Below are 24,253 nucleotides of genomic sequence, written 5' to 3'. Positions count from 1 at the left end.
CGCATGAGGTCAGGCTCTGAATCCGCGTGCGACCGGGGTTCCGGCATGCAGGCCGGTGCCCGCACCACGCCGATCAGGAGATCCATTGGCACTCACCACTGCCGAGCGTCAGCCCGTTGCGAAGAACGCAGCCGAGCGCACGCCGAAGTCTTCCCGCGCCCAGAAGGGCGGCCAGCAGCGTGGCGGCGCTCGCCGCAAGCACACGCACAACGAGGGCATCATCCCGCTGCTCGCGCGTGCGGTGCGCGAGGTGGAGGCCTCGGCCCAGCGCGGCAAAGCCTCGCCCGCCGGCCGCACCAAGTTCCACGTGATCGCGCTGCTCATGCGCGAGGAGCGCGCCCGGGTCAAGACCGACGAGAACGTGAGCGAGTCGGAGCGCGCGGAGACGCTGAAGCGGCTCGACGGCGTCGCGGCGATCCTCGCGAAGACCGCCGCGCGCGACACGAGCCTCATCACCCTGCTCGAGCCGGCCGCGCCCATCACCGAGGCGACCCGTCTGCTCAAGCGCAAGATGCTCACTCAGGCCGGCGTCGAGCTGCCCGAGGAGGAGCCCGGCAAGGCCGAGCCCGCGCAGGCCTTCGTGCCGCCCGAGCTCGCCGAGCGCCAGGTCGAGCCCGCGGGCATCGAATCCCGCATGCTCGCCAACCCCTTCCTCGCACCCGACCTCACACCGCCGCGCAAGCCCACCCCCGTGGTGCGGCTCGCGAACTGGGAGCTGCTGGGCCCGCTGCTCAAGTCGTTCGAGCAGGGCGGCGGCGGATCCGCATGCATGGAGCTGCCGGATCCCCCGGTGCCCGACCGCCTCGCCCCTGCCGGGCGCGAGCTCATGCCGCACCAGGCGCGGTTCCTCGCGAGCGTGCGCGACGGGCACCGCAGCTTCCTGCTGGCCGACGAGCCCGGCCTCGGCAAGACCGCCCAGTCGGTGCTGGCCGCCTCCGTGGCCGAGGCGTATCCGCTGCTCGTCGTGGTGCCCAACGTCGTGAAGATGAACTGGGCGCGCGAGGTCGAGCGGTGGACGCCGCAGCGCCGCGTCACCGTGATCCACGGCGACGGCCAGGACATCGACGCCTTCGCCGACGTGTTCGTGGTGAACTACGAGATCCTTGACCGTCACCTGAGCTGGATCTCGCGCTTCGGCTTCAAGGGCATGGTCGTCGATGAGGCGCACATGATCAAGAACGTGCAGTCGCAGCGCTCCCGCAACGTGCTCGCCATCGCCGAGAGCATCCGCGAGCGCACGCCGGGCGCCTCGCCGCTGCTCGTCGCGCTCACGGGCACCCCGCTCATCAACGACATCGACGACTTCCGCGCGATCTGGCGCTTCCTCGGCTGGATCGACGCCGAGAAGCCCGGCCCCGAGCTCATGGCCAGCCTCGAGAGCAACGGCTGGACGCCCGCCGACCCCGCCTTCTACCCGGAGGCCAGGCAGAGCGTCGTCGACATGGGCATCGTGCGCCGCCGCAAGATCGACGTCGCCGCCGATCTGCCGGCCAAGCGCGTGGTCGACCTCCCGGTCGAGCTCGACGACGAACTGGGTCGCGGCATCCGCGATGCCGAGGCGAAGCTCGCCCGCAAGCTTGTCGACCGCTTCACCGCCGTCAAGGGCGGCAAGCTGGGCGCGAAGCTCTCGGACGAGGCGATCATCCGCATGGTCTGCGCGCAGGAGCTCGAGGAATCGAACGCCTCGGCCGACGGCACCAACGTCTTCACGATGGTGCGTCAGATCGGCCAGGCCAAGGCCGGGCTCGCGGCCGATTACACCGCGCAGCTCGCGCGCTCGGTGGGCAAGGTCGTGTTCTTCGCGAAGCACATCGACGTGATGGATCGGGCCGAGGCGCAGCTGGCCGAGGCCGGCCTGCGCACGGTGTCGATCCGCGGCGATCAGACGGCGACGTTCCGCCAGGAGCAGATCGACGCGTTCAACAAGGATCCCGAGATCTCGGTGGCGGTCTGCTCGCTCACGGCGGCCGGCGTGGGCGTCAACCTGCAGGCCTCGTCGAACGTGGTGCTGGCCGAGCTCAGCTGGACCGACGCCGAGCAGACGCAGGCGATCGACCGCGTGCACCGCATCGGCCAGGAGGAGCCCGTCACCGCGTGGCGCATCGTGGCCGCGCAGACGATCGATGCGAAGATCGCGGAGCTGATCGACGGCAAGGCGGGGCTCGCGGCGCGGGCGCTCGACGGTGCCGCGGCGCCGGTCGAGGACGCCGATTCGGTGCAGTTGCTCGCGCTCATCGGCGTGCTGGAGCGGGCGCTGGCCTGAGGCTCGAGCCCGTGGCCGTTGCTTCCTGTTGCGGGGCTTCGCTCAGACAGTGGATCGCAGCTCAGACTGAGGTTTTGACGTAGAACCTCCGCCTGAGCTGTGATCCACTGCTTGAACTGCGGTCTCGGGTCGAGCTGGGGAGCCGGGGTGGGGCCGGGGCCGCTGGCCGATTCCGTTCCGAATCTGGCCGGATCTGATCTGTCGGCCGCATTCCCGCCATCGCTAGTCTGGTGGGAGGCGGGCTCGCTCCCGCTGCGCGGTTGTCGAGACGAGGGAGACCCCACATGCGCATCGGTGTGCTCTGCTCAGGCGGCGACAGCCCCGGCATGAACGCGGCGATCCGCGGCGCGGTGCTGCGCGGAGTGGACGTGCACGGCTTCGAGATGATCGGCTTCATGGACGGCTGGCGCGGCTTCCACGAGGGCGACTGGATCCCGCTCGACCGCCCCGCGGTGCGCGGGCTGTCGCCGCTCGGCGGGGTGATGCTCGGCACGAGCCGCGTGCCCCCGTTCCCGAAGGACAGCGACCCGGTGGCGGGCCTGCGAGCGGTGCGGGAACGCGTCGCGGCGTACGGCCTCGACGGCTTCCTGCTGATCGGCGGCAACGGCACCCAGACGGTCGCGAGTCTGCTCGACCGGGGCGGCGTGCCCGCCATCGGGCTGCCCAAGACCATCGACAACGATCTCGGCGGCACCGACTACACCTTCGGCTTCGACACCGCCGTGTCGATCGCCTCCGAGGCGATCGACAGGCTGCGCACCACGGGGGAGTCGCACCGGCGCTGCATGGTACTCGAGGTGATGGGCCGCGATGCGGGGTGGATCGCGCTGCACGCCGGCATGGCGGCGGGCGCGCAGGTGTCGCTGATCCCGGAGTTCCCCGAGTCGATCGAGCAGATCGGGGAGTGGGTGCTGAGCGTGCGCGATCGCGGCCGCTCCTCGCTCGTGGTGGTCGCCGAGGGCTTCCGCCTCGAGGGCACCGAGCACGCGGTCACCCGCTCGGGACTCGACGAGTTCGGACGGCCGCGGCTGGGAGGCGTCGCCGAGGTGCTCGCCCCGCTCATCGAGCAGCGCACGGGCATCGAGACGCGCGCCACCGTGCTGGGTCATGTGCAGCGGGGCGGATCGCCCACCGCATTCGACAGGGTGCTCGCCACCCGCACGGGTATCGCCGCAGCCGACGCGGTGCTGGCGGGGCACTGGGGCACTATGGCGGGCCTGCACGGCGACCGCATCGAGATGGTGCCGCTGGAGGCGGCGATCGGCAGGCTGAAAACAGTGCCCGCATCCCGTTACGAGGAGGCGCGCCTCAACTTCGGGTAGCGCGCCCGTTTCGTTTCTTCGGGGCAGGGCGATGTTTCGGGGCGGATCCGGGCTCGTGAGCCGAAACATCGGTGAACCCCGAAGAAACGTTTGCAACGGCCGAGCCCGATCCGTTGCTCAGCTGGAGCGTCGAGCTACAGCCCGAGCGCGGCCTTGACGTCGGCGAGCGACGGGTTCGTGGCCGTGGTGCCGTCGGGGTAGACGACCGTCGGCACGGTCTGGTTGCCGCCGTTGACCTGCTCGACGAGCTCGGGGGTGCCCGGAGTGCGTTCGATGTCGACCTCGGTGTAGCCGATGCCCGTCTTGTCGAGCATCAGCTTGAGCCGCTTGCAGTAGCCGCACCACTCCGTCGAGAACATGGTGATGGAGCCCGTCTCGGGCACGAAGTCGGTCAGTGCTGCGGTCATGCGTTCACTCCTCGGGATGCGATCCTGCGCTCAGCCTACCCGTGCCGCCTCCGAGCCCACCGGGCGTCTTCGCCGCCTCTTCCGAACGCCAGGTGAACGGACGGTGAACTTCGGCCCTCGGCTTGACCTGTGCAGAGCGAGGTGAAACCATATGTACGGCGCGCGCGGTGTGCCGGTGTCCGCGGAGAGAACTGTGAACACCGGGTGTCTTCGCGGGTGATCCAAGCACCACATGCTCCCGAACGAAAGACGCCGGTGGAACTCACTCTCATCGTGCTGCTGGTCATCGTGCTGGCACTCTTCTTCGACTTCACGAACGGCTTTCACGACACCGCCAACGCGATGGCGACGCCCATCGCCACGGGGGCCCTGAAGCCGAAGACCGCGGTGCTGCTCGCCGCGATCCTCAACCTCGTGGGCGCGTTCCTCTCGACGGAGGTGGCCAAGACGATCTCGGGCGGCCTCATCAACGAGGGCGACGGCGGGGTGCTCATCACCCCCGAGATGATCTTCGCCGGCCTCATCGGCGCCATCGTCTGGAACCTGCTGACCTGGCTCTACGGGCTCCCGTCGAGCTCGTCCCACGCGCTCTTCGGCGGTCTCATCGGCGCCGCCATCGTCGGTGCGGGCATCTCCTCGGTCAACGGCGGCGTCTTCCTCTCGAAGATCCTCCTGCCGATGCTCGCCGCGCCGCTCACCGCCGGCATCGTCGCCTTCACCGCGACCCGAGTGGCCTACGCGATCACGCGCCGTCACGACGGCAAGAAGGACGGCCGCGGCCGCTTCCGCTACGCGCAGATCGCCTCCTCGTCGCTGATCGCGCTGGCCCACGGCACGAACGACGCGCAGAAGACGATGGGCGTCATCACGCTGACGCTCGTCGCGGCGAACCTGCAGGATCCCGGCACGGGCCCGCACCTCTGGGTGATCACCGCCTGCGCGCTCGCGATCGCGCTCGGCACCTACTCGGGCGGCTGGCGCATCATCCGCACGCTCGGCTCGGGCCTCACCCAGGTGAAGCCGGCGCAGGGCTTCGCGGCCGAGACCAGCACGGCGGCGACGATCCTCGCTTCGAGCCACCTCGGTTTCGCGCTGTCGACCACGCAGGTCGCCTCGGGCTCGGTGATCGGCTCCGGCCTCGGGCGCCGCGGCTCCAGCGTGCGCTGGCGCGCGGTCGGCCGCATCAGCCTCGGCTGGCTCTTCACGCTGCCCGCGTCGGGCATCGTGGCGGCGGTGGCGGCGCTCATCGCGCACATCGGCCCCGTCGGCATCGTCATCGATGCGGTGCTGGGCTTCGGCTTCATCCTCTTCATCTTCTGGCGCTCGCGCCGCAACCGCGTCGACCACTCGAACGCGATCCCGGTGCCCGACGTCGCCGAGGCCGGCTACGCGGTGCGCGTGAAGAAGGGCAAGGTCAAGAAGATCAAGACGCACACCGGCTCGATCCCGCCGCTCACCCCTGTCGCGCAGTCGGCCGTGCGCGACGACATCGCGGCGCGCGAGGCGGCGAAGGCCGCGAAGGAGGCCGCTGCGGCAGAGGTCGCCGAACAGCGCGCCGACGAGACCCGGAAGGAAGAGCGATGAGCATCGACTGGATGGCGTTTCTGATCGTCTTCGCGGCGGCACTGTTCTCGGCCGTGTTCGTGGTGGCCCTGTACTCGCTCGGGATCCGCTTCCTCGCGACACCAGCGCCCCGGGTGCGCGGCACGGATGGCAGCTTCGAGCCGGAGGGGCCGTCCCGCGACGACGAGGACGACGACGTCGACGACATCGGCCGACCCCGCTGGGCGACCGTGGCCGCCAACGTCTGCTTCACGCTGTCGGCGCTCGCGGTGCTCGTCGGCATCTTCCTGATCATTCCGGCGTTGCACTTCTGGTGATCGGCGCTCCCCGCCGCGCCTCGGCGCACGGGAGTAGCCTGGGCGCATGAGCGAGACCCAGGTGGATCGGATTCCCGGCGTCGTGGCGGGGCTGCGACACGGCTTCGAGCGCGGTATCACCCGCCCCGAGGCGTGGCGGCGCGAGATGCTGCGGCGGCTGCGGGCGCTGCTGGTGGAGCGCGGCGACGACTTCGAGCGCGCGCTGCACGATGACCTCGGCAAGTCGGGGACGGAGGCGCAGCTCACCGAGATCGGTTTCCTGGTCTCCGAGATCGACCACGCGCTCGCCCGCCTGCACGGCTGGATGCGGTCGCGTCGCGTCGCGGTGCCGCTCGCAGCGCAGCCGGCCTCGGCGCGGGTCGTGCCCGAGCCGCTCGGCGTCGTGCTCGTCATCGCGCCGTGGAACTACCCCCTGATGCTCGCGCTCTCGCCCGTGATCGGCGCGATCGCGGCCGGCAACGCGGTGGTCGTCAAGCCGAGCGAACTCGCCCCGGCCACTTCTCGGCTCATCGCGAGCATCGTGCCGGACGCGCTCGACCGGCGAGCCGTGGCCGTCGTCGAGGGCGGCGTGCCGCAGACCACGGCGCTGCTCGAAGAGCGCTTCGACCACATCTTCTACACCGGCAACGGGCGCGTGGGCCGCATCGTGGCCCGTGCGGCCGCCGAGCACCTCACCCCCGTCACGCTCGAACTCGGCGGCAAGTCTCCCGTCTACGTCGACGACACGGTCGACCTGGCGGAGGCCGCGAAGCGCATCGCGTGGGGCAAGTTCATGAACGCCGGGCAGACCTGCGTGGCCCCCGACTACGTGCTCGGCAGCGCGCGGGCGCTGCGGGAGCTCGGTCCGTTGCTCGCCGAGGCGATCCACGATCTCTACGGCAGCGCCCCGCAGCGCAACCCCGACTACGGACGCATCGTGAACGATGCCCAGTTCGCGCGATTGGTCGGCTACCTCGACGACGGCGAGGCGCTGGTGGGAGGCGGGCACGATGAGGCCGGCCGCTTCTTCGAACCGACGGTGCTGGTCGGCGCCGAGCGCGACTCGGCGGTGATGCGCGACGAGATCTTCGGCCCGATCCTGCCGCTCGTCGAGGTCGCCGACCTCGACGACGCGCTCTCCCTGGTCACTGCCCGCGACAAGCCGCTCGCGGCGTATGTGTTCAGCGATTCGGCGTCGGTGCGCGAGCGCTGGGAGCGCGAGACCAGCTCGGGCGCCCTGAGCTTCGGGGTGCCGGTGCTGCACCTCGTGGTGCCCGAGCTGCCCTTCGGCGGGGTCGGCGAGAGCGGCATGGGCGCCTATCACGGCGAGCGTTCGTTCCGCGTGTTCAGCCACGAGAAGGCGGTGCTCTCGAAACCGCTCGCCCCCGACACGCTCGGCGCGACGATCATGCCGCCGTTCACGCCGCAGAAGGATGCGCTCGTGCGCCGCTGGCTGCGCAAGCTCCTGTAGCCGCGGCACACCCGCTCGCGGCACCCGGCGGCGCGCCGCGGCACCGCACGCGATGCACCGCGCGAACATATGGCCGGCACGCATCGGGTGCTCGGTAGGATTGTGCCGTGGAAGAGCCCAGAAGCGAACTCGGCGACGCCGTGCACGACGACGCCGCGCACGAGCTGCCCCTCGGCGTGCGGGTGGCCGCCGCCTGGTCGTGGCGGCTGATCCTCATCGGCCTCGCCTTCGCCGGCTTCCTCTGGCTCATCGTGCAGGTGCGGATCATCGTCATCCCGCTGCTCGTCGCGATCCTGCTGACCGCGCTGCTGGCCCCCGTGGTGCAGTGGTTCGAGAAGCGCGGTGCGCCGCGCTGGCTGGGCGTGATCTTCGCGCTCGCGATGTTCGTCGCGGCGGTCTGGATCCTGGTCACCCTCATCGCGACGCAGCTCCGCAGCGGCTTCGACGACGTGGCGAAGCGCTCCGAAGAGGCGTGGTGGCAGCTGCTGCACTGGGGCGAGGCGACCTTCGGGTTCTCGGCGGTCGAGGTCGAGGGCTTCACCGGCCAGATCATGAAGACCGTCGAGGAGCACCAGTCGGAGATCTGGAACGGCGCCCTCGGCGTCGCCACCACCGCCGGCCAGTTCGTGACCGGCACGCTGCTCACCATGTTCTCGCTAATCTTCATGCTGATCGACGGGCGTCGCATCTGGTTCTGGGTGCTCGGCTTCCTGCCGGCGCGGGCGCACGCCCCGGTCGACGCGGCCGGCCGGGCCGGTTGGGTCTCGGTGGGGCAGTACGTGCGCGTGCAGATCTTCGTGGCGTTCGTCGACGCCGTCGGCATCGGTGCCGGCGCCGCGCTGCTCGGCGTGCCCCTGGCGATCCCGATCGCGGTGCTCGTGTTCCTCGGGTCGTTCATCCCGTTCCTCGGCGCCATCACCACCGGCGCCCTCGCCGCGTTCATCGCGCTCGTCTACAACGGGCCGCTCAACGCGCTCATCATGCTCGGCGTGGTGATCCTCGTCAACCAGATCGAGGGCCACGTGCTGCAGCCGCTGGTCATGGGCAGCGCCGTGAAGGTGCATCCGCTGGGCGTCGTGCTCGCGGTCTCGACCGGTGCGCTGCTCGCGGGCATCCCCGGGGCCTTGTTCGCGGTGCCCATCGCGGCCTCGGCCAACTCGATCGTCAACACGCTGGTGCATCGGCAGTGGGACCCGGGGTCGGATCCCGTCGCCGACTATCACCGCCGCGAGAAGACCTCGCAGCGGGCCCGTCACCGCGCCCGCAACGTCGCGCGAATGCTGCGCAAGGAAGGACACTCATGAGCGAGGCCGCTCGTACCGCCCCCACGCTGGATGATTTCGAGCGCGCGCTCAAGACCGTGCACCGGGTCACCCAGCGCACCCCGTTCGAGTCGTCGCGCTATCTCGCCGAGGTGCTCGATGTCCCCGCGGTCTACCTGAAGTGCGAGAACCTGCAGCGCACCGGAGCCTACAAGCTGCGCGGCGCCTACAACCGCCTGACGCAGCTCACGCCCGAGGAGCGGGCGCGCGGTGTCGTGGCCGCCTCGGCCGGCAATCACGCGCAGGGCGTCGCCTTCGCGGCGCGCGAGCTCGGGATCAAGGCCACGATCTTCATGCCGCTCGGCGTCGCTCTGCCGAAGCTGCAGGCCACGAAGCACTACGGGGCCGAGGTGGTGCTCGAGGGTGCCACCTTCGACGAGACGAACCGGGCTGCGCAGCAGTTCGTCGAGGAGAGCGGGGCGATCTTCATCCCGCCGTTCGATCACCCCGCCGTGATCGAGGGACAGGGAACGGTCGCGCTCGAGATGCTGCAGCTGCAGCCCGAGATCGAGACCCTCGTCGTGCCGATCGGCGGCGGCGGCCTCATCTCCGGCGTCGCCGCGGCGGCGAAGCAGTGGGCAGCCCGCGAAGGTCGCCCGATGCGGGTGATCGGCGTGCAGTCCGAGAATGCGGCTCCCTACAAGCCGTCGCTCGAGGCCGGGCATCCGGTGACGATCGAGACGCGGCCCACGATCGCCGACGGCATCGCGGTCGCCCGCCCCGGCGAGCTGAACTTCGAGATGGTGCGCGAGTACGTCGACGAGGTCGTCACCGTCAGCGACGACGACATCGCGCGCGCCATCGTCATGCTGCTGGAGCGGGCGAAGCTGGTGGTCGAGCCGGCCGGCGCCGCGGGTGTCGCGGCGATCCTCGCTGGCAAGGTGCACGCCTCCGGTGTGACGGCGACGATCCTGTCGGGCGGCAACATCGATCCGCTGCTGCTGCAGCGCGTGATCGGCCACGGCCTCGCCGCGTCGGCGCGCTATCTCAAGCTGCGCATCCTGCTGCCGGACGTGCCGGGTCAGCTGGTGCGGACGGCGTCGATTGTGGCGTCGCAGAACGCGAACGTGGTCGAGGTGATCCACACGCGCCACGCGACGGAGCTGCCGGTCAGCCAGGTCGAGCTTGAGCTGCACATCGAGACGCGCGGGCACGAGCACGGCGACGCGGTCGCGCAGGCGCTGCGCGACGCCGGGTACACCGTGCGGGTGGGCGAGCGGTACTAACCCCGCCCCACCCTCTCCCGCCCTCTCCCGACCCCGCCCTCTCCCGCAGTTCAGGGCGTGGATCGCAGTTCAAACTGGGCTTTCTGCTGAAAGGCTCCGCCTGAGCTGCGATCCACGCCCTGAACTGCGGGGTACAGGTGGGGCGAGGGCTGGGTGGGGGTTAGAGAGGGAGGGGAGCCCCGGCCTGCTCGGCGAAGAGGCGGATCGCGCGCCGGGCGTCGTCGAGCGTGATGCTGCCACCGGCCACGATGTGCAGGCCGTAGGCGTCTTCGAGGGCGACGAAGTTCATGGCGATGTCGTCGAGCGGGCCGGTCAGCGCGAATGCGCCGCCGGCGACCCCTTCGGCGAGGATGCCGCGGTAGAGCTCGAGCTGCTCCCGGTAGAGCCGCTGCACGAGCTCGTCGTGCAGCGGCGACTTGCCGGCCAGCACGTCGAACTCGTAGAGCAGCCGCATGAGCGCGTCGTCGGGGCCTTCGGGGAGGCCGGCCTCGACGGCCGTCGCGAGCTTCGCCGCCGCCCCCTGCTGCTGCGAGACGAGCGCGGCGCGTTCGGCGCCGACGCGCTCCATGCCGGCGGCGTGCGCCTCGACGAGGATCGCTTCGAGGTCGTCGTAGTAGTAGAGCAGTGCGCCGCGCGTCACCCCGGCCTGGTTGGCGACGTCGGTGAGCGAAAGGTTGCGCAGGCCGTGCTCGGCGGCGGCGGTGAGGGCCGCGTCGACCACTTCGCGGCGGCGCTGCTTCTGGGTGCTCGGGCGTGCCATGCCTGCCAGTATGCCAGGCGCCGCGCCGCGCACGGCCTCGGCGCGGCAGCGTCGGCGGCGGTCCGCAGGCGTTTCTTGACAAATGAGTAAATTAATTTACTCTGGAGTTAAAGAACTCGGCCGCACCGGCGGCCCGACCGAACTCGCAGGAGATGACATGGCCGTCGACACGCTCTACACCGGTGGCAGGATCCGCACCTTCGACCCCGACCAGCCCTGGGTCGAGGCCCTCGGCGTCACCGGCGACCGGATCTCCTACGTGGGATCCGCCGCAGACGCCCCCGCGGCCCGCCGCACCGTGCAGCTCGAAGGGCGCCTGCTGACCCCCGGCGTCGCCGACACGCACAACCACCTGCTGCTCGGCTTCGACGACCTCGCCGTGAGCCTCGACCAGGTCACGAGCCTCGACGTCGTGCGCGCCCGCATCGCCGAGTTCGCCGAGACCCACCCCGAACTCGAGTGGATCTGCGCCGAGAACGCCCTCTACTCCGTCGTCGAGGGCCGCCGCCCGAACGCCGACGACCTCGTGGGCGTCACTGACAAGCCCGTCTTCATCACCACCTACGACCAGCACTCCGTGTGGCTCAACCGGCCCGCGCTCGCGAAGCTCGGCATCCTGAACGGCGGCGACATCGCCTGGGGCAACCCCGAGATCGACGCGACCACCGGCGAGCCCACCGGCTGGGTCACCGATTTCTACACGAGCGCCATGACGATCAACGGCCTCGCCGAGCTGCAGCGCGACATCCCCATGTACTCGCCGGATCGCCGCTACGCGAAGATCGCGAACAGCCTCGACATGGCCGCTCGCTTCGGCATCACCACCGTGGTTGAGCCGCAGGTGCCGCTCGCCGAGCTCGACCTCTTCGCCCGCGCCGAGCGCGAGGGACGCCTCACCAGCCGCACGATCGCCGCGATCTACCACCCCGTCGGCGCCGACGGCGACTTCCGCGCCCGCATCACCGAGGCGATCCGCGAGACGCCCCAACACGAGCGCTTCAAGCTCGGCCCCGTCAAGCTCTACGCCGACGACGTGATCGAGCCGCACACCGCCGCGATGCTGCAGGACTACGCCAACCGTCCCGGCCATCGCGGGCACACGAGCCTCGAACCCACAGAGTTCACCAGGCTCTTCACCGAGCTCGACCGCCTCGGCTACCAGGTGCACACGCACGCCACCGGCGACTGGGGCATCCGCCTCACCCTCGACTCGATCGAAGCCGCCCAGCGCGCGAACGGCCGCACCGACACCCGCCACGGCATCGTGCACGTCGAGTGCCTCGCCCCCGAGGATCTGCCCCGCTTCCGCGAGCTCGGCGTCGTCGCGGCGATGCAGCCCCGCCACGCCTCACCGGATCTCGTGGCCGGCACCTGGATGGAGAACGTCGGCGAGACCCGCTGGGATCGCGCGTGGCGCTTCCGGTCGATGATCGAGTCGGGCGCCCGCGTCACCTTCTCGAGCGACTGGCAGGTCGGCGAGATGGATCCGCTCGTGGGCGTCTACAGCGCCATGACCCGCGCCGGTCTCGACGGTTCGCAGGCGTGGACCCAGGGCGAGCGCGTCGGCCTCGACGCGACGCTCGAGGCGTACACGCGGGGCGGCGCCGAGGCGTTCCACCACGAGGGTGCGCTCGGCATGCTGCGCGTGGGCTACCTCGCCGACCTCGTCGTCTGGTCGGGCGACCTGTACTGCATGGATCCGGCCGAGATCCTGGAGCAGCGCGCCGAGCTGACCGTGGTCGGCGGGACCGCGATCCACGATGTCCGCGGCGAGCTCGGCGGCACCGCAGCCGCGGCCGCCGTGCAGGATCCCGCGGGCGCCGGCCAGAGCTGCAGCGAGCCCGACGACAGCCACCACTGCCACAGCCACTGATCCGCCGGTTCCCCGGGCGCGCGCCCGGGGAGCACCGCGGTGCACACCACAACGACGTGTAAGGACCCCCCCATGACCAGCCTCCCTTCCCGCACCGGCGTCGCCGCGGGCGATGACCAGATCGCGCACGCCGTCACCCATGAGCGGGGCGCCCTGAAGCGCACCCTCAAGCTGCGCCACCTCGTGTTCATCGGCCTCGCCTACATGGCGCCGCTCGCGGTGTTCGACATGTTCGGCATCGTCGCCGACGAGACCGGCGGCCATGTGCCGCTCGCCTACCTCATGGTGATGGTCGCCGTGCTGTTCACCGCGTTCAGCTATTCGCGCATGGTGCGCTTCTTCCCGATCGCGGGCTCGGCCTACACCTACGCGAAGGAGGCGATCAACGCGCACCTCGGCTTCCTCGTGGGGTGGGCGGCCACGCTCGACTACCTGCTGCTGCCGATGATCAACGCGATCCTCTCGGGCATCTACATGGGGGCGGTGTTCCCCGAGGTGCCGTTCTGGGTGTGGGTGCTGCTGACGGTGGGGATCTGCACGGCTCTCAACCTGGTGGGCGTGAAGCTCGCGGCGAGCATGAACGTGCTGCTCGTCTCGATCCAGCTCGTCGTGGCCGTCGTGTTCGTGGTGCTCACGATCGTCAACATCGTCAACGGTGCGAACGGTGCGGAGTTCACGGCCCGGCCGTTCATCTCGAGCGACATCCAGGTCGCGGCGATCGCGGCGGGTGCGGCGATCCTCGCGCTCTCCTTCCTCGGCTTCGACGCGGTCTCGACCCTCGCGGAGGAGGCCGAGAAGCCCGAGCGCGACATCCCGCGCGCGATCTTCATCATCATCGGCGTGGCCGGAGCCTTCTTCATCACCGTCACCTACGTGATGCAGGTGCTCTTCCCCGATGTGACGCAGCTCGGCGACATCGTGGGAGCCTCGCCCGAGATCGCGAAGTACATCGGCGGCGCCGCGTTCCAGGCGATCTTCGTGGGCGGCTACATGATGGCGGTGCTCGGCTGCGGGATCACGCAGCAGATGAGCGCCGCGCGCCTGCTCTACGCGATGGGCCGCGACGGCGCGCTGCCGAAGCGCCTCTTCGGCGGGGTGAACGAGCGCACGGGCGTGCCGGTGGTGAACGTGCTCATCGTCGCAGCGATCGCGCTCACCGCGCTCTTCGTGGATCTCGACCAGGCGGCCTCGATGATCAACTTCGGCGCCTTCATCGCCTTCACCTTCGTGAACCTCTCGGTGATCTTCGTGTTCTTCCGCTTCCTGAAGCGGCGTTCGGCGGGAGCCTGGCTCGGGTTCGTGCTCGTGCCGGCGGTGGGCGTGGTCATCAACATCTGGCTGTGGCTCAGCCTCGACACCGTGTCGATGATCATCGGCGGCATCTGGCTCGCCGCGGGTCTCGTCTACCTCGTCGTGAAGACGCGCGGCTTCCGAGCTGCAGCGCCCGATCTCACCGGGCCGATCAACATCGGGATGTACGAGTAGGGGCCCGGCCCCTGCGCTTTGCCCCTGCCCTCCCCCTCTTGGGGTCGCAGTTCAGGGCGTGGATCGCAGCTCAGGCGGGGGTTCTCGCTGAAAACCTCCGCCTGAGCTGCGATCCACGCCCTGAACGGAGGGGCTCGGGGCTCGGGGCTGCGCAACAGGCGCGCGGGATGGCCTAGTCTGGAGGTGCCCTCGGACCAGGCGGAGATCCCGACATGAAGATCCTGATCGTTGAAGACGACGAACGCGTCTCCGACGCTCTGAGCGCTTTCCTGCGCCAGGCCGGGTACACGACCGTGTGCGCCGCGAGCGGCGCCGCCGCACTGGAGGTGCTCGGCTCGGACACCGAGGCCGTGCTGCTCGATCTCGGGCTGCCCGACATGGACGGGATCGACGTGTGCCGGCGGATCCGCGGCTTTTCGGGAGTCCCCATCATCGTCGCGACCGCGCGCAGCCACGTCGAGGAGCGCATCAAGGGGCTGCACGCCGGGGCCGATGACTTCGTGGTGAAACCCTACGATGTGCGAGAGCTCGTCGCGCGCATCGAGGCCGTCACGCGACGCACGCGACCACTGCCGGTCGACTCGGGGGAGGCCGCAGGCCTCACCGTCGACGGGGTCTACATCGACTTCCGCAACCGTCTGGTGCTGGCCGACGGCGGCCCGGTCGAGCTCACCCCCAAGGAGTTCGACATCGTCGCGGTGCTGGCTCGCTACCCCGGGGTCGTGGTGCCCCGCGACCGCATCATCCGCGAGGTGTGGGGCACCGACTGGAGCGGCTTCAACCGCTCGCTCGAAGTGCACGTCGGCTCGATCCGGCGCAAGCTCGGCCGCCCCTCGCTCATCGCGACGCTGCGGGGCGTCGGATACCGGCTGGCGGGGGCCTGAACGGTGCGCACCCGTCTCATCATCGTGTTCCTGGTGCCGATGGCGGTGATCCTGCTGGCCCTGAGCGGCGCCTACGCGTGGAGCGTGGCCCGCAGCATCCAGCAGGAGGTCTCCAACCAGCAGCTCGGCGATCTCGGATACTTCCTCACCGGTGCTCGCCAGTCGCTGCGCGCGGCGAACCCGGCTGTGGTGACGGGCGAGCTGGAGCGGTACAGCGATCTGTACGGCACGCGGATCGCGGTCTTCGACCGTTCGGGAACCCTCTGGGCCGCAGGTGGTCTGCAGCCCGAGGAGATCGACGAGGAGATGACGGCGCGGATCGGTCTCGCGCTCTCCGGCCGCCGCAGCGATCCGAATCTGACGGTGCTGCCCTGGTCGCTCGGCGAGACGGTAATGGTGGAACCGGTGTTCGACGACGGCAATGTGATCGGGGCGGTCATGATCTCGGCGAGCGCCGATGCGCCGCGCGGCGAGATCCTCACCCACTGGACCCTGATGGTGCTCGTCTGCGCCGTCGTCATCGGGCTGCTGATCCTCGCGGTGTTCCGGCTCGCGCGTTGGGTGCTGCAGCCGATGCTGCGCGTCGACCACGCCATGGCCGCCATCGAGCACGGCGAGATGGACGCCCGCATCGCCGATGACACGGGTCCGCCGGAGATGCGCCGTATGATCCGGCTCTTCAACCAGATGGCGGAGGAGATCGAGCGCGTGGTGTCGCGGCAGCGGGAGTTCGCGATGAACGCCTCGCACGAGCTGCGCAACCCGCTCGGAGCCCTGCTCATGCGGGTCGAATACCTCGCGACCGGGCTCGACGCCCGCTGGGAGGAGGACATCGAGAAGACCCGCGAAGAGGGCCGTCGCATGTCGCGGATCCTCGACACGCTGCTGAACATGGCGAGAGCCGGACATCAGGACTCGTCGTTCGCCGTGGTCGATCTGGTGGAGCTGGTCGAGGACCGTGCGGCGGCGTGGCGCGATGTGGCCCGTGAGCGGGGGCTCCGACTCAGCGTCGACGGCACCCCGCCCGTGATGAGCACGACCGACCGCACCGCGGTCGAGAGTGCCTTCGACGCCGTGATCGACAACGCGCTCAAGTTCGCACCCGAGGGCTCGACCATCGATGTGACGGTGCGCCGCGGGGGCGACTCGTGCGTGATCGCCGTGCGGGATCGCGGCCCGGGCCTCGAACCCGAGGAGCTCGAACGGGTGACGAGCCGGTTCTGGCGCAGCCCGCGAGATCAGAACGTGCCCGGCTCGGGGCTCGGACTCGCGATCGCCACCGACCTGCTCGCGGCGCTGCAGGGGAGCGTCGAGGTCTCCGCCCCCGACGGCGGGGGCCTCCGTGTCGCACTGCGCCTGCCCGGCGGTGAACGATGACGCGGCTCAGGGCGCACACGCGGGGCGTCGCGGCGGCCGTCGCGCTGGCGACCGCGATGCTCGGACTCACCGGCTGCGTCGGGCCGGTCACCACGGGCAACGAACGGTTCGAGATCGCCGGTGGCGGCACCACCGGGGTCTACTACGCCTACGGCGAGGAGCTCGCCGGCGCCCTGCACCGGGAACTCGGCATCGACATCGCAGTCGAGGAGACCCACGGCTCGGTCGACAACCTGCTGCGGGTCGCGGCGGGGGAGGCCCTGCTCGGCTTCGCGCAGGGCGACACGGCGGCCGATGCGGTGCGGGGCGACGGCTACTTCGCGGAGCCCCTGCCGGTGCGCGCGGCGGCTCGGGTCTACGACGAGTACGTCCACCTGGTCGTGCCCGCCGAGTCGGAGGTGCGCCGGATCGCCGACCTGGAGGGGCGCCGGGTCTCGCTCGGAGCGCCCAACTCGGGGGTGCAGGTCATCGCGACTCGCGTGCTCGCGTCCTCCGACGTCGCGACGGGCCGGATCGAGAACCCCGAACTCGGGCTCGACGCTTCCATCGAGGCCATGCAGCGCGGTGAGATCGACGCCTTCTTCTGGGTGGGCGGCCTGCCGACGCCGGGCATCGAGCGGCTGGCGGAGGCGATGCCGATCCGCCTGCTCTCCATCGAGGCCGACACGGTGGATCGCGTCAACGAGGGGCACGCCGGCGTCTACCGCCTCGCCGACTTCCCCGTGGGCGTGTACGGCATCGAGACGCCCGCCGTCACGATGACGGTGCCGAACTACCTGATCGCCTCCGAGGACGCACCCGAGGAGCTCATCTACGACGTGGTGCGGGTGCTCTTCGACTCGCGTCAGACGATCGGCCGCCGGGTCGCCGCGGGCGAGTTCCTCGACCGGCGCCAGGCCATCTTCACCGCCCCCGTGGAGCTGCACCCGGGCGCCGAGCGCTACTACGTCGACGCGCGCCGGTAGCGGTGCCGATCGCGCCCGTACCCCTCGAACCTCAAGAAGTGCTCAAGAGCACGCTCAAGAAAGCCTCAAGGCGGCTGACGGGCGCGCGATCGGCTCTCTAGCGTAAGGGTCGATCGGTTCGACGATGTACCGCCACCCACACGGGTCGCCAGCGCACGCCGGACTGTTGCAGCCAGGCCAGCCGCCTGCGACGCGCACACCGCGCCGCAGGTCACGACCCAGAGGTGGAGACATGATGAGTGCGAGCGAACCGCTTGTCGTCGTGGAGAACGTGCAGAAGCACTACGGGGAGTTCCAAGCCCTGACCGATATCGATCTCACGATCGACGCGGGCGAGGTGGTCGTGATCATCGGGCCCTCCGGCTCGGGGAAGTCGACGCTCTGCCGCTCGATCAACCGTCTGGAGACCATCACCAGCGGCTCGATCCGCGTCGACGGCAGGGAGCTGCCCGCCGAGGGGAAGGCGCTCGCGAAGCTGCGCGCCGAGGTCGGCATGGTGTTCCAGTCGTTCAACCTCTTCGCCCACCTGACGATCCTCGAGAACGTCACCCTCGGCCCTATCAAGGTGCGGGGCCTCAGCCGGGCCGATGCCGAGCGCGAGGCGATGCAGCTCCTCACCCGTGTCGGCGTGGAGAAGCAGGCCTCGAAGCTGCCCGCCCAGCTCTCCGGCGGGCAGCAGCAGCGCGTCGCCATCGCACGCTCCCTCGCGATGCACCCCAAGGTGATGCTCTTCGACGAGCCCACGAGCGCCCTCGATCCCGAGATGATCAACGAGGTGCTCGACGTGATGGTCGGGCTCGCGAAGGAAGGAATGACGATGATCGTCGTCACCCACGAGATGGGCTTCGCGCGGAAGGCGGCGGATCGGGTCGTCTTCATGGCCGACGGCCGGATCGTGGAGGAGGCCACCCCCGACGAGTTCTTCACCAACCCGAAGAGCGATCGCGCCAAGGATTTCCTCTCCAAGCTCATCACCAGCTGACCGTCCGGGCCGCGGACGCCCCGACCACCCGAACCACCGAACGATCGAAAGGAACACTCCCATGCGTTTCAAGAAATCCCTCGCGGCGCTCGGCTTCCTCGCCGCAGCGGCGCTGACGCTCACGGGCTGCAACAGCGGCGCCCCCGGCGCGACCGAGGGCAGTGACGACGCCCCCGCGGCGGCCAGCGAGACCCCGTGGGAGGTTGCCGAGGGCTTCACTCTCGAGGGCAGCCCCACCTTCGACAAGATGGAGGAGCGCGGCAAGGTCGTCGTGGGCGTCAAGGAGGACCAGCCCGGACTCGGCTACCTCGACAACGTCACCCAGGAGCGCAGCGGCTTCGACGTCGACGTCTCGCGCTGGATCGCCGCCTCGCTCGGCTTCGACGAGGAGCAGATCGAGTACAAGGCGATCGCCTCGGCGAACCGCGAGCAGGCGATCGTGAACGGCGACATCGACTACTACGTCGGCACCTACTCGATCAACGACAAGCGCAAGCAGGACATCGACTTCGCCGGTCCCTACTTCGTGACCGGCCAGGGCCTCCTGGTGCGCAGCGACGACGAGGACTACCAGACGCTCGAAGAGCTCGCGGGCAAGACCGTGTGCTCGGCGACCGGCTCGACGCCGATCCAGAACATCAAGGAGAACTTCCCCGAGATCAAGACGCAGGAGTTCGACCTCTACTCGGCCTGCGTCGAAAACCTGATCAACGGCCAGGTCGACGCGGTGACCACCGATCAGGCGATCCTCATCGGCTATGCCGCTCAGGACCCCGACAACCTCAAGGTGACCACCGGCCCGCTCTTCACCGAGGAGCTCTACGGTGTGGGCCTCCCGAAGGGCGACGACGTGCTGCGCACGCACATCAACGACCTCTTCACCGACGGCGGCACCATCTGGCAGGCCATCTTCGACCAGAACCTCGGCAACTCGGGGATCACGGTCGAGCAGCCCGAGGTCGACGCATACTAACCGCTGGTGGCCGCCGGGGCGGGCGTGAACTCGCCCGCCCCAGCGGCCCTCGCTCAGGAGGGGAAGGCGCATGGACGTCATCTTCGGGAACCTCGATCTCTGGGGGACCGCGATCAAGAACACCCTGCTGGTGTTCTTCGGGGGCGGGGCGCTCGCCCTGGTGCTCGGCGTCGTCGTCGGCGCCATGCGGGTCTCGCCCGTGCCGATCGCGCGGGGTGTGGGCACCGTCTACGTGAACATCATCCGCAACACGCCGCTGACGCTGGTCTTCTTCTTCTTCGTCCTCGGGTACCCCGCGCTCGGGCTCCCGAAGATGAGCACCCTGGTGCTCGGCATCCTCGCCATCGGCATCTACACGGCGACCTATGTCGCCGAGGTGCTGCGCGCCGGGATCAACACGGTACCGGTGGGGCAGGCCGAGGCCGCTCGGGCGATCGGCCTGCCGTTCGGGCAGGTCATGGGCCTCGTGGTGCTGCCGCAGGCGTTCCGCTCGGTGGTGCCTCCGATGATGAGCGTCTTCATCGCGCTGCTGAAGAACACGACCGTCGCGGCCGGCTTCTCGGTCGCCGAGCTCGCGGCGCTGCGCGCCACGATCAATGATTCCGCCGGGCGCCCCGGCAGCCCGATGGAGGTGCTGCTCTGGGTCGCGCTCGTCTTCGTGGTGCTCGTGTTCATCCTGAGCTTCGCGCAGAACCGTCTCGAGAAGAAGTGGAGGATCATCCGATGACTTCCGTGCTGTACGACGTTCCGGGGCCGAGGGCGATCCTGCGCAATCGCCTGATCGCGGTCGCCACGGTCGTGGTGATCGGCGCACTGGCGGCGTTCCTCATCTACCGCTTGGCGCTCTCCGGGCAGTTCTCCGCGACGAAGTGGGGGCTCTTCACCTACACCGCGATCTGGGAGCAGATCCTCGCCGCGCTCGGCAAGACGCTCGCCGCCTTCGGCCTCGCGGCAGTGCTGAGCATCGTGGTCGGCTTCGTGCTCGCGATCGGCCGCCTCTCGGACCACCGGTGGGTGCGCGGGCCCTTCATGGGGGTCACCGAGATCTTCCGCGCGGTGCCGGTGCTGGTCATGATGATGCTGCTCTACTACGGTCTGCCGTCGATCGGAGTGCGCATGGAGCCCTACTGGGCCGTGGTCATCGCCCTCGTGGTCTACAACGGATCCGTGCTCGCCGAGGCGCTTCGCGCCGGCATCGAAGCACTGCCGCGCGGGCAGAAGGAGGCCGGATACGCGATCGGCCTGCGCAAGAGCGGCGTGATGCGGCTCGTCCTGCTGCCGCAGGCGGTGCGGGCCATGCTGCCCGTGATCGTCGCGCAGCTCGTCGTGACCATGAAGGACACGGCGCTCGGCTTCATCATCACCTACCCGGAGCTGTTGTATCTCGCGAAGCAGCTCAGCAGCAATGTGCAGTTCGGGCGTCCACTGCTGCAGTCGGCCTTCGTCATCGGCGGCATCTACATCATCATGTGCCTGATCCTCTCGGGTCTGGCGAAGTGGTTCGAGATCCGCATGCGCAAGAGCCCCAAGGCCAAGGGCGGTGCTGCCGGCACCCCGACGGAGACGGTGCCCGTGCAGCCGGGTGACCCCCGGCTGCACGAGGCGGGCACGACCACCGAGGTGATTGCGACTCAGGGCAGATAGGCGGCGCCCCTCCCCGCCTCTCCAGTCGAGAAGGAGATCGCAGCTCAGGCGGAGGTTCTCGGCGAGAACCTCCGCCTGAGCTGCGATCCACGTGCTGAACGGCGGCCGAGCGGCGAGGCGGGGCCGCGATGTGAGAGGGTGTGCTGGTGACCGAGATCGCGTTCGTGCCCGAGGGCGCTGATTGGACGACCCTGCTGCTGCTGCTCGTCGCGGCCTTCGCCGCGGGCTGGATCGACGCCGTGGTCGGCGGGGGCGGGCTGATCCAGCTGCCGGCCCTGCTGCTCGTGCCCGGCATCACCCCCGTGCAGGCGCTCGCCACGAACAAGCTCGCGTCGGTCTTCGGCACCGCGACCAGCAGTGTCACCTACGCCCGGCGGGTGCGGCCCGGCCTGCGCACGGTGCTGCCGATGGCCGGGATCGCGCTGCTCGGAGCGTTCGGCGGGGCGACCGTCGCCGCCTTCCTGCCCGCGGCGCTCTTCAAACCGATCATCGTGGTCGCCCTGATCGCGGTGGCGCTCATCACCCTGTTCAAGCCCGCGCTCGGCGCGGTGACGCGCCTCAAGCATCGGGGGCGTCGCCACGTCGTCATCGCCGGCGCGACGGGCGCGGCGATCGGCTTCTACGACGGGGTGCTGGGCCCGGGCACCGGCACCTTCCTCGTGATCGCGCTCGTCGGCCTGCTCGGCTACGACTTCCTGCGGGCGAGCGCGCAGGCGAAGATCGTCAACTTCGCCACGAATCTGGGCGCGCTGCTTTTCTTCATCCCGCTCGGCGCGGTGCTGTGGCCGCTGGGGCTGCTGATGGGGATCGCGAACGTCGCCGGCAGCTTCATCGGCTCGCGCATGGCGATCGCTCGGGGCGTGCGGTTCGTGCGCGTGCTGTTCCTCGTGGTGGTGGGCGTGCTGATCGTGAAGCTCGGCTTCGACGTGTGGCACGAGAACTTCGCCTGAGGGGCCACTCTTGCGCCCCGCCCCGATCCCACCCGCGGCCGCAGTTCAGGGCGGAGATCGCAGCTCAGGCGGAGGTTCTCGCTGAAAGCCTCCGCCTGAGCTGCGATCCACGCCTTGAGCTGCGGGGTACAGGGGCAGAAGGTAGGGGGGTAGAGGGCGCGGGGGCAGGGGGGTTGCTCAGCCGGTGTAGGTGTCGACCGCGAGGATCTTCACCGGGATCCGGTTGCCGTTGGGCGCCGAGTAGCTGGTCTCGTCGCCGATGCCCATGCCGATGATGGCGAGGCCGAGCGGGCTCTCGGCGCTGTAGATGTCGAGGTCGGAGCCGTCGGCGAGCTCGCGGCTGCCGAGCAGGAAGCGCTCCTCGTCGCCGAAGATCTCAGCGGTGACGACGGTGCCGACCTCGACCACGCCGCTCGCCTCGGGGGCCTCGCCCACGACGGAGTGCTTCAGCAGCTCCTCCAGGTCGCGGATGCGCGCCTCCATCTTGCCCTGCTCGTCCTTCGCGGCGTGGTAGCCGCCGTTCTCCTTGAGATCGCCTTCTTCGCGAGCGGCCTCGATGCGCGCTGCGATGTCCTTGCGACCCGGGCCCGAGAGTTCGTCCAGTTCGGCCTTGAGTCGATCGTAGGCGTCTTGAGTCAGCCAGGTCTGGGTGGGCTCGGCCATGTCGATCCTCGTTTCCTTGGTTGTGCCCGTCGGTGCGGTGCGCCGCCGGGGCCGTGCGCGGGGATGCGCAGGGATACACGCAACGCCCCGACGAGATCAGGGCGCAACCTCCAGGATATCAGCGTCGCCGCCGCGCGGGGCGGAAGCCGGACTCCCGGTTATTGCTCGATCACCCAGCAGTCGCGCACCGATGCGGCGGTCGCGGGGTTGGTGGTGATGAGGCGGGTGGTGACGGTGTGGGTGTGCTCGTCGGTGACCGGCAGCTCCACGACCTTCCAGCCGACGGTGGCCTTCGAGGTGTTGAGGGCTTCCACCGCGCAGGCGACCGGGGTGCTCGGCGGCGCGCTCACCTCGAACTTGACGTCGAGGGCGAAGTCGCTGGCGCGGGTGAAACCGATGTCCTGCCAGGAGACGCGGTTCGTGCTCTGCCAGCCACTGAAGAGCAGATAGACGACGCCCGCGAGCAGCAGCAGCGCCGCCGCGATCCAGCCGAAGCGCCGGTCGATGCTGCGACGACGGCCGGTGCCGTAGCGGTCCTCGAGCGACTGCGCGGGCTGCGCGGCCGGTTCGGCCGCGGCGCCGGGGGTCGACGGGTGCGCGGATGCAGCCTCCGACACGGGAACCTCCGATGCGCACTGGGTAAACTGTGTAGTCGTTGCCAGCGTACCGGGGTGAGCCCGGGAAGCACGTGAGAGGACCGCATGACCCTTCGACTGATCGCGGTGCACGCCCACCCCGACGACGAGTCGAGCAAGGGCGCGGCGACCTACGCGCACTATCTCGACCAGGGCGTCGAGGTGCTGATCGTCAGCTGCACCGGCGGTGAGCGCGGCGACGTGCTCAATGAGCTGGTGGCGCGCGATCCGAAGAGCCGGCGCGACCTCGCCGGGCTGCGACGAGACGAGATGGCGGGCGCGCAGCGCATCATCGGCTTCGAGCACCGTTGGCTGGGCTATCAGGATTCGGGGCTGCCCGCCGAGGGCGACCCGGTGCCCGCGGGGTCGTTCGCGCACATCCCTGCCGAGGTCTCCGCGGAAGCGCTGGTGCGGCTGGTGCGCGAGTTCCGCCCTCACGTCATGATCACCTACAACGAGCAGGGCGGCTATCCGCACCCGGATCACATTCGCTGCCACGAGGTGAGCCGCATCGCCTGGGAGCGCTCGGGCGATGCGAGCGCCTACCCCGATGCGGGCGCGCCGTGGAGCATCAAGAAGCTCTACTACGAAGAGATCTTCAACGCCGAGCGCGTCACCACCGTGTACCAGTGGCTGGTCGATCACGAGCCGGAGTCGCCGCTGATCGGGCAGTTCGCGGAGCTGCGGGAGTGGATGTCGCGGCGCGCCTACCGGGGCACGGCGAAGATCGAGGTGGGCCGCTTCTTCGAGCAGCGCGATGAGGCGCTGCGCGCGCACGCGAGCCAGGTGCCGCCCGACAGCGCGTTCTTCTTCTGGCCGAACGAGCTGCAGCGCCAGGCGTGGCCGTTCGAGGACTACCGGCTCGCGGCGTCGCGCGTGGCGACGAGCGAGTTCGAGGCCGATCTGTTTCAAGGAATCGAGGAGGGCGCGTGAGCGTGTGGAGTGTGGTGGCGCGAGTCGCCGAGGAGAGCACGGAGTTCGACCCCAACAAGGTGACGCCGGGGTTCGAGGGCTTCGTGTTCACGGGTCTCATGGCGGCGGGCATCATCGTGCTCGGCTTCCTGCTCGTGGGTCGTCTGCGCCGCAACGCGTACCGGCACCAGGTGCGCGAGGAGATCGAGCGGGAGCTCGGCTCGGAGGAGAGCGGCGAGGAGCCGGATCGCGATCCCGAATCCGATCAGCGAGGCTGAAG

General features: G+C 69.8%; 23 protein-coding genes. 19 read left to right on the top strand and 4 right to left on the bottom strand.

Annotated elements, in window-relative coordinates:
- Positions 1-85: 85 nt before the first annotated feature.
- Together H629_RS0111605 and H629_RS0111600 are read left to right on the top strand one after the other, a co-directional pair.
- A complete protein-coding gene (locus H629_RS0111605) occupies positions 86-2,263 on the top strand; it encodes a DEAD/DEAH box helicase (RefSeq protein ID WP_024357423.1) in 2,178 nt (725 codons plus the stop codon).
- A 284-nt stretch (positions 2,264-2,547) separates the two neighbouring features.
- A complete protein-coding gene (locus H629_RS0111600; RefSeq protein ID WP_024357422.1) occupies positions 2,548-3,585 on the top strand; it encodes a 6-phosphofructokinase in 1,038 nt (345 codons plus the stop codon).
- Between the two features lie 134 nt (positions 3,586-3,719).
- Here the strand turns inward: H629_RS0111600 and H629_RS0111595 are convergent, their stop codons facing one another.
- Complete coding sequence (locus H629_RS0111595; protein ID WP_024357421.1) at positions 3,720-3,992, bottom strand: mycoredoxin; 273 nt, start codon at positions 3,990-3,992, stop codon at positions 3,720-3,722.
- 255 nt (positions 3,993-4,247) lie between these two features.
- Here H629_RS0111595 and H629_RS0111590 point away from each other — a divergent pair, with 255 nt between their 5' ends.
- From H629_RS0111590 to ilvA, 5 genes are all read left to right on the top strand, one after another.
- Positions 4,248-5,576: an inorganic phosphate transporter gene (locus H629_RS0111590; RefSeq protein WP_024357420.1), complete on the top strand. Its 1,329-nt coding sequence runs from the start codon at positions 4,248-4,250 to the stop codon at positions 5,574-5,576.
- Complete coding sequence (locus H629_RS0111585; protein WP_024357419.1) at positions 5,573-5,872, top strand: hypothetical protein; 300 nt, start codon at positions 5,573-5,575, stop codon at positions 5,870-5,872. The genes H629_RS0111590 and H629_RS0111585 overlap by 4 nt, the downstream gene beginning before the upstream one ends.
- A gap of 46 nt (positions 5,873-5,918) precedes the next feature.
- Positions 5,919-7,322: an aldehyde dehydrogenase family protein gene (locus H629_RS0111580; RefSeq protein ID WP_024357418.1), complete on the top strand. Its 1,404-nt coding sequence runs from the start codon at positions 5,919-5,921 to the stop codon at positions 7,320-7,322.
- A 107-nt stretch (positions 7,323-7,429) separates the two neighbouring features.
- Positions 7,430-8,626: an AI-2E family transporter gene (locus tag H629_RS0111575; protein ID WP_024357417.1), complete on the top strand. Its 1,197-nt coding sequence runs from the start codon at positions 7,430-7,432 to the stop codon at positions 8,624-8,626.
- On the top strand, positions 8,623-9,870 hold the full coding sequence (ilvA, locus tag H629_RS0111570; protein ID WP_024357416.1) for a threonine ammonia-lyase: 1,248 nt from the start codon (positions 8,623-8,625) through the stop codon (positions 9,868-9,870). Before H629_RS0111575 ends, ilvA begins: the two co-directional genes overlap by 4 nt.
- Positions 9,871-10,030: 160 nt before the next feature.
- On the opposite strand, the gene H629_RS0111565 is transcribed toward ilvA, so the two are convergent.
- Positions 10,031-10,630: a TetR/AcrR family transcriptional regulator gene (locus H629_RS0111565; RefSeq protein WP_024357415.1), complete on the bottom strand. Its 600-nt coding sequence runs from the start codon at positions 10,628-10,630 to the stop codon at positions 10,031-10,033.
- A gap of 157 nt (positions 10,631-10,787) precedes the next feature.
- Here H629_RS0111565 and H629_RS0111560 point away from each other — a divergent pair, with 157 nt between their 5' ends.
- From H629_RS0111560 to H629_RS0111510, 10 genes are all read left to right on the top strand, one after another.
- Positions 10,788-12,503, top strand: a complete 1,716-nt coding sequence (locus H629_RS0111560; RefSeq protein WP_024357414.1) for an amidohydrolase — start codon at positions 10,788-10,790, stop codon at positions 12,501-12,503.
- 72 nt (positions 12,504-12,575) lie between these two features.
- Positions 12,576-13,988 carry an APC family permease gene (locus H629_RS0111555; protein ID WP_024357413.1) on the top strand — a complete coding sequence of 471 codons (1,413 nt, stop codon included), beginning with the start codon at positions 12,576-12,578 and terminating at the stop codon, positions 13,986-13,988.
- Positions 13,989-14,200: 212 nt separating this feature from the next.
- Positions 14,201-14,872 carry a response regulator transcription factor gene (locus H629_RS0111545; RefSeq protein ID WP_024357412.1) on the top strand — a complete coding sequence of 224 codons (672 nt, stop codon included), beginning with the start codon at positions 14,201-14,203 and terminating at the stop codon, positions 14,870-14,872.
- Between the two features lie 3 nt (positions 14,873-14,875).
- A complete protein-coding gene (locus H629_RS0111540; protein ID WP_024357411.1) occupies positions 14,876-16,249 on the top strand; it encodes a sensor histidine kinase in 1,374 nt (457 codons plus the stop codon).
- Positions 16,246-17,214 (top strand): TAXI family TRAP transporter solute-binding subunit, encoded by a 969-nt coding sequence (locus H629_RS0111535; RefSeq protein ID WP_024357410.1) that lies wholly within the window; start codon positions 16,246-16,248, stop codon positions 17,212-17,214. The genes H629_RS0111540 and H629_RS0111535 overlap by 4 nt, the downstream gene beginning before the upstream one ends.
- A gap of 235 nt (positions 17,215-17,449) precedes the next feature.
- A complete protein-coding gene (locus H629_RS0111530; protein WP_029746913.1) occupies positions 17,450-18,196 on the top strand; it encodes an amino acid ABC transporter ATP-binding protein in 747 nt (248 codons plus the stop codon).
- A gap of 61 nt (positions 18,197-18,257) precedes the next feature.
- The gene (locus tag H629_RS0111525) at positions 18,258-19,169 is read left to right on the top strand and encodes a glutamate ABC transporter substrate-binding protein (protein ID WP_024357408.1); all 912 of its coding nucleotides are present in this window, start codon (positions 18,258-18,260) and stop codon (positions 19,167-19,169) included.
- Between the two features lie 70 nt (positions 19,170-19,239).
- Complete coding sequence (locus tag H629_RS0111520; protein WP_024357407.1) at positions 19,240-19,896, top strand: amino acid ABC transporter permease; 657 nt, start codon at positions 19,240-19,242, stop codon at positions 19,894-19,896.
- Positions 19,893-20,813 carry an amino acid ABC transporter permease gene (locus H629_RS0111515; protein ID WP_024357406.1) on the top strand — a complete coding sequence of 307 codons (921 nt, stop codon included), beginning with the start codon at positions 19,893-19,895 and terminating at the stop codon, positions 20,811-20,813. The genes H629_RS0111520 and H629_RS0111515 overlap by 4 nt, the downstream gene beginning before the upstream one ends.
- A gap of 155 nt (positions 20,814-20,968) precedes the next feature.
- Complete coding sequence (locus H629_RS0111510; protein WP_024357405.1) at positions 20,969-21,763, top strand: TSUP family transporter; 795 nt, start codon at positions 20,969-20,971, stop codon at positions 21,761-21,763.
- 177 nt (positions 21,764-21,940) lie between these two features.
- On the opposite strand, the gene greA is transcribed toward H629_RS0111510, so the two are convergent.
- On the bottom strand, positions 21,941-22,426 hold the full coding sequence (greA, locus tag H629_RS0111505) for a transcription elongation factor GreA (RefSeq protein WP_024357404.1): 486 nt from the start codon (positions 22,424-22,426) through the stop codon (positions 21,941-21,943).
- A gap of 158 nt (positions 22,427-22,584) precedes the next feature.
- Complete coding sequence (locus H629_RS0111500) at positions 22,585-23,043, bottom strand: DUF4307 domain-containing protein (RefSeq protein WP_024357403.1); 459 nt, start codon at positions 23,041-23,043, stop codon at positions 22,585-22,587.
- Positions 23,044-23,127: 84 nt separating this feature from the next.
- Between H629_RS0111500 and mca the strand changes: the two genes are divergently transcribed.
- Positions 23,128-23,994, top strand: coding sequence for a mycothiol conjugate amidase Mca (gene mca / locus H629_RS0111495; RefSeq protein ID WP_024357402.1), 867 nt, complete (start codon positions 23,128-23,130; stop codon positions 23,992-23,994).
- The gene (locus H629_RS0111490) at positions 23,991-24,251 is read left to right on the top strand and encodes a hypothetical protein (RefSeq protein ID WP_036085050.1); all 261 of its coding nucleotides are present in this window, start codon (positions 23,991-23,993) and stop codon (positions 24,249-24,251) included. Before mca ends, H629_RS0111490 begins: the two co-directional genes overlap by 4 nt.
- Positions 24,252-24,253 lie beyond the last annotated feature (2 nt).

The organism is Leucobacter chironomi DSM 19883 (assembly GCF_000421845.1).
Classification (GTDB): Bacteria; Actinomycetota; Actinomycetes; order Actinomycetales; family Microbacteriaceae; genus Leucobacter; species Leucobacter chironomi.
The sequence above is the reverse complement of the archived record's forward strand: the minus strand, read 5'-3'. Positions and strand labels throughout refer to the sequence as shown.

Excerpts from the sequence above, each read along its gene's own strand:
- H629_RS0111565 (WP_024357415.1), bottom strand. The coding sequence starts at position 10,630 with ATGGCACGCCCGAGCACCCAGAAGCAGCGCCGCCGCGAAGTGGTCGAC.
- H629_RS0111545 (WP_024357412.1), top strand. The coding sequence starts at position 14,201 with ATGAAGATCCTGATCGTTGAAGACGACGAACGCGTCTCCGACGCTCTG.
- H629_RS0111555 (WP_024357413.1), top strand. The coding sequence starts at position 12,576 with ATGACCAGCCTCCCTTCCCGCACCGGCGTCGCCGCGGGCGATGACCAG.
- greA (WP_024357404.1), bottom strand. The coding sequence starts at position 22,426 with ATGGCCGAGCCCACCCAGACCTGGCTGACTCAAGACGCCTACGATCGA.
- H629_RS0111580 (WP_024357418.1), top strand. The coding sequence starts at position 5,919 with ATGAGCGAGACCCAGGTGGATCGGATTCCCGGCGTCGTGGCGGGGCTG.
- H629_RS0111535 (WP_024357410.1), top strand. The coding sequence starts at position 16,246 with ATGACGCGGCTCAGGGCGCACACGCGGGGCGTCGCGGCGGCCGTCGCG.
- H629_RS0111560 (WP_024357414.1), top strand. The coding sequence starts at position 10,788 with ATGGCCGTCGACACGCTCTACACCGGTGGCAGGATCCGCACCTTCGAC.
- mca (WP_024357402.1), top strand. The coding sequence starts at position 23,128 with ATGACCCTTCGACTGATCGCGGTGCACGCCCACCCCGACGACGAGTCG.
- H629_RS0111520 (WP_024357407.1), top strand. The coding sequence starts at position 19,240 with ATGGACGTCATCTTCGGGAACCTCGATCTCTGGGGGACCGCGATCAAG.
- H629_RS0111530 (WP_029746913.1), top strand. The coding sequence starts at position 17,450 with ATGAGTGCGAGCGAACCGCTTGTCGTCGTGGAGAACGTGCAGAAGCAC.
- ilvA (WP_024357416.1), top strand. The coding sequence starts at position 8,623 with ATGAGCGAGGCCGCTCGTACCGCCCCCACGCTGGATGATTTCGAGCGC.
- H629_RS0111595 (WP_024357421.1), bottom strand. The coding sequence starts at position 3,992 with ATGACCGCAGCACTGACCGACTTCGTGCCCGAGACGGGCTCCATCACC.
- H629_RS0111515 (WP_024357406.1), top strand. The coding sequence starts at position 19,893 with ATGACTTCCGTGCTGTACGACGTTCCGGGGCCGAGGGCGATCCTGCGC.
- H629_RS0111600 (WP_024357422.1), top strand. The coding sequence starts at position 2,548 with ATGCGCATCGGTGTGCTCTGCTCAGGCGGCGACAGCCCCGGCATGAAC.
- H629_RS0111585 (WP_024357419.1), top strand. The coding sequence starts at position 5,573 with ATGAGCATCGACTGGATGGCGTTTCTGATCGTCTTCGCGGCGGCACTG.
- H629_RS0111525 (WP_024357408.1), top strand. The coding sequence starts at position 18,258 with ATGCGTTTCAAGAAATCCCTCGCGGCGCTCGGCTTCCTCGCCGCAGCG.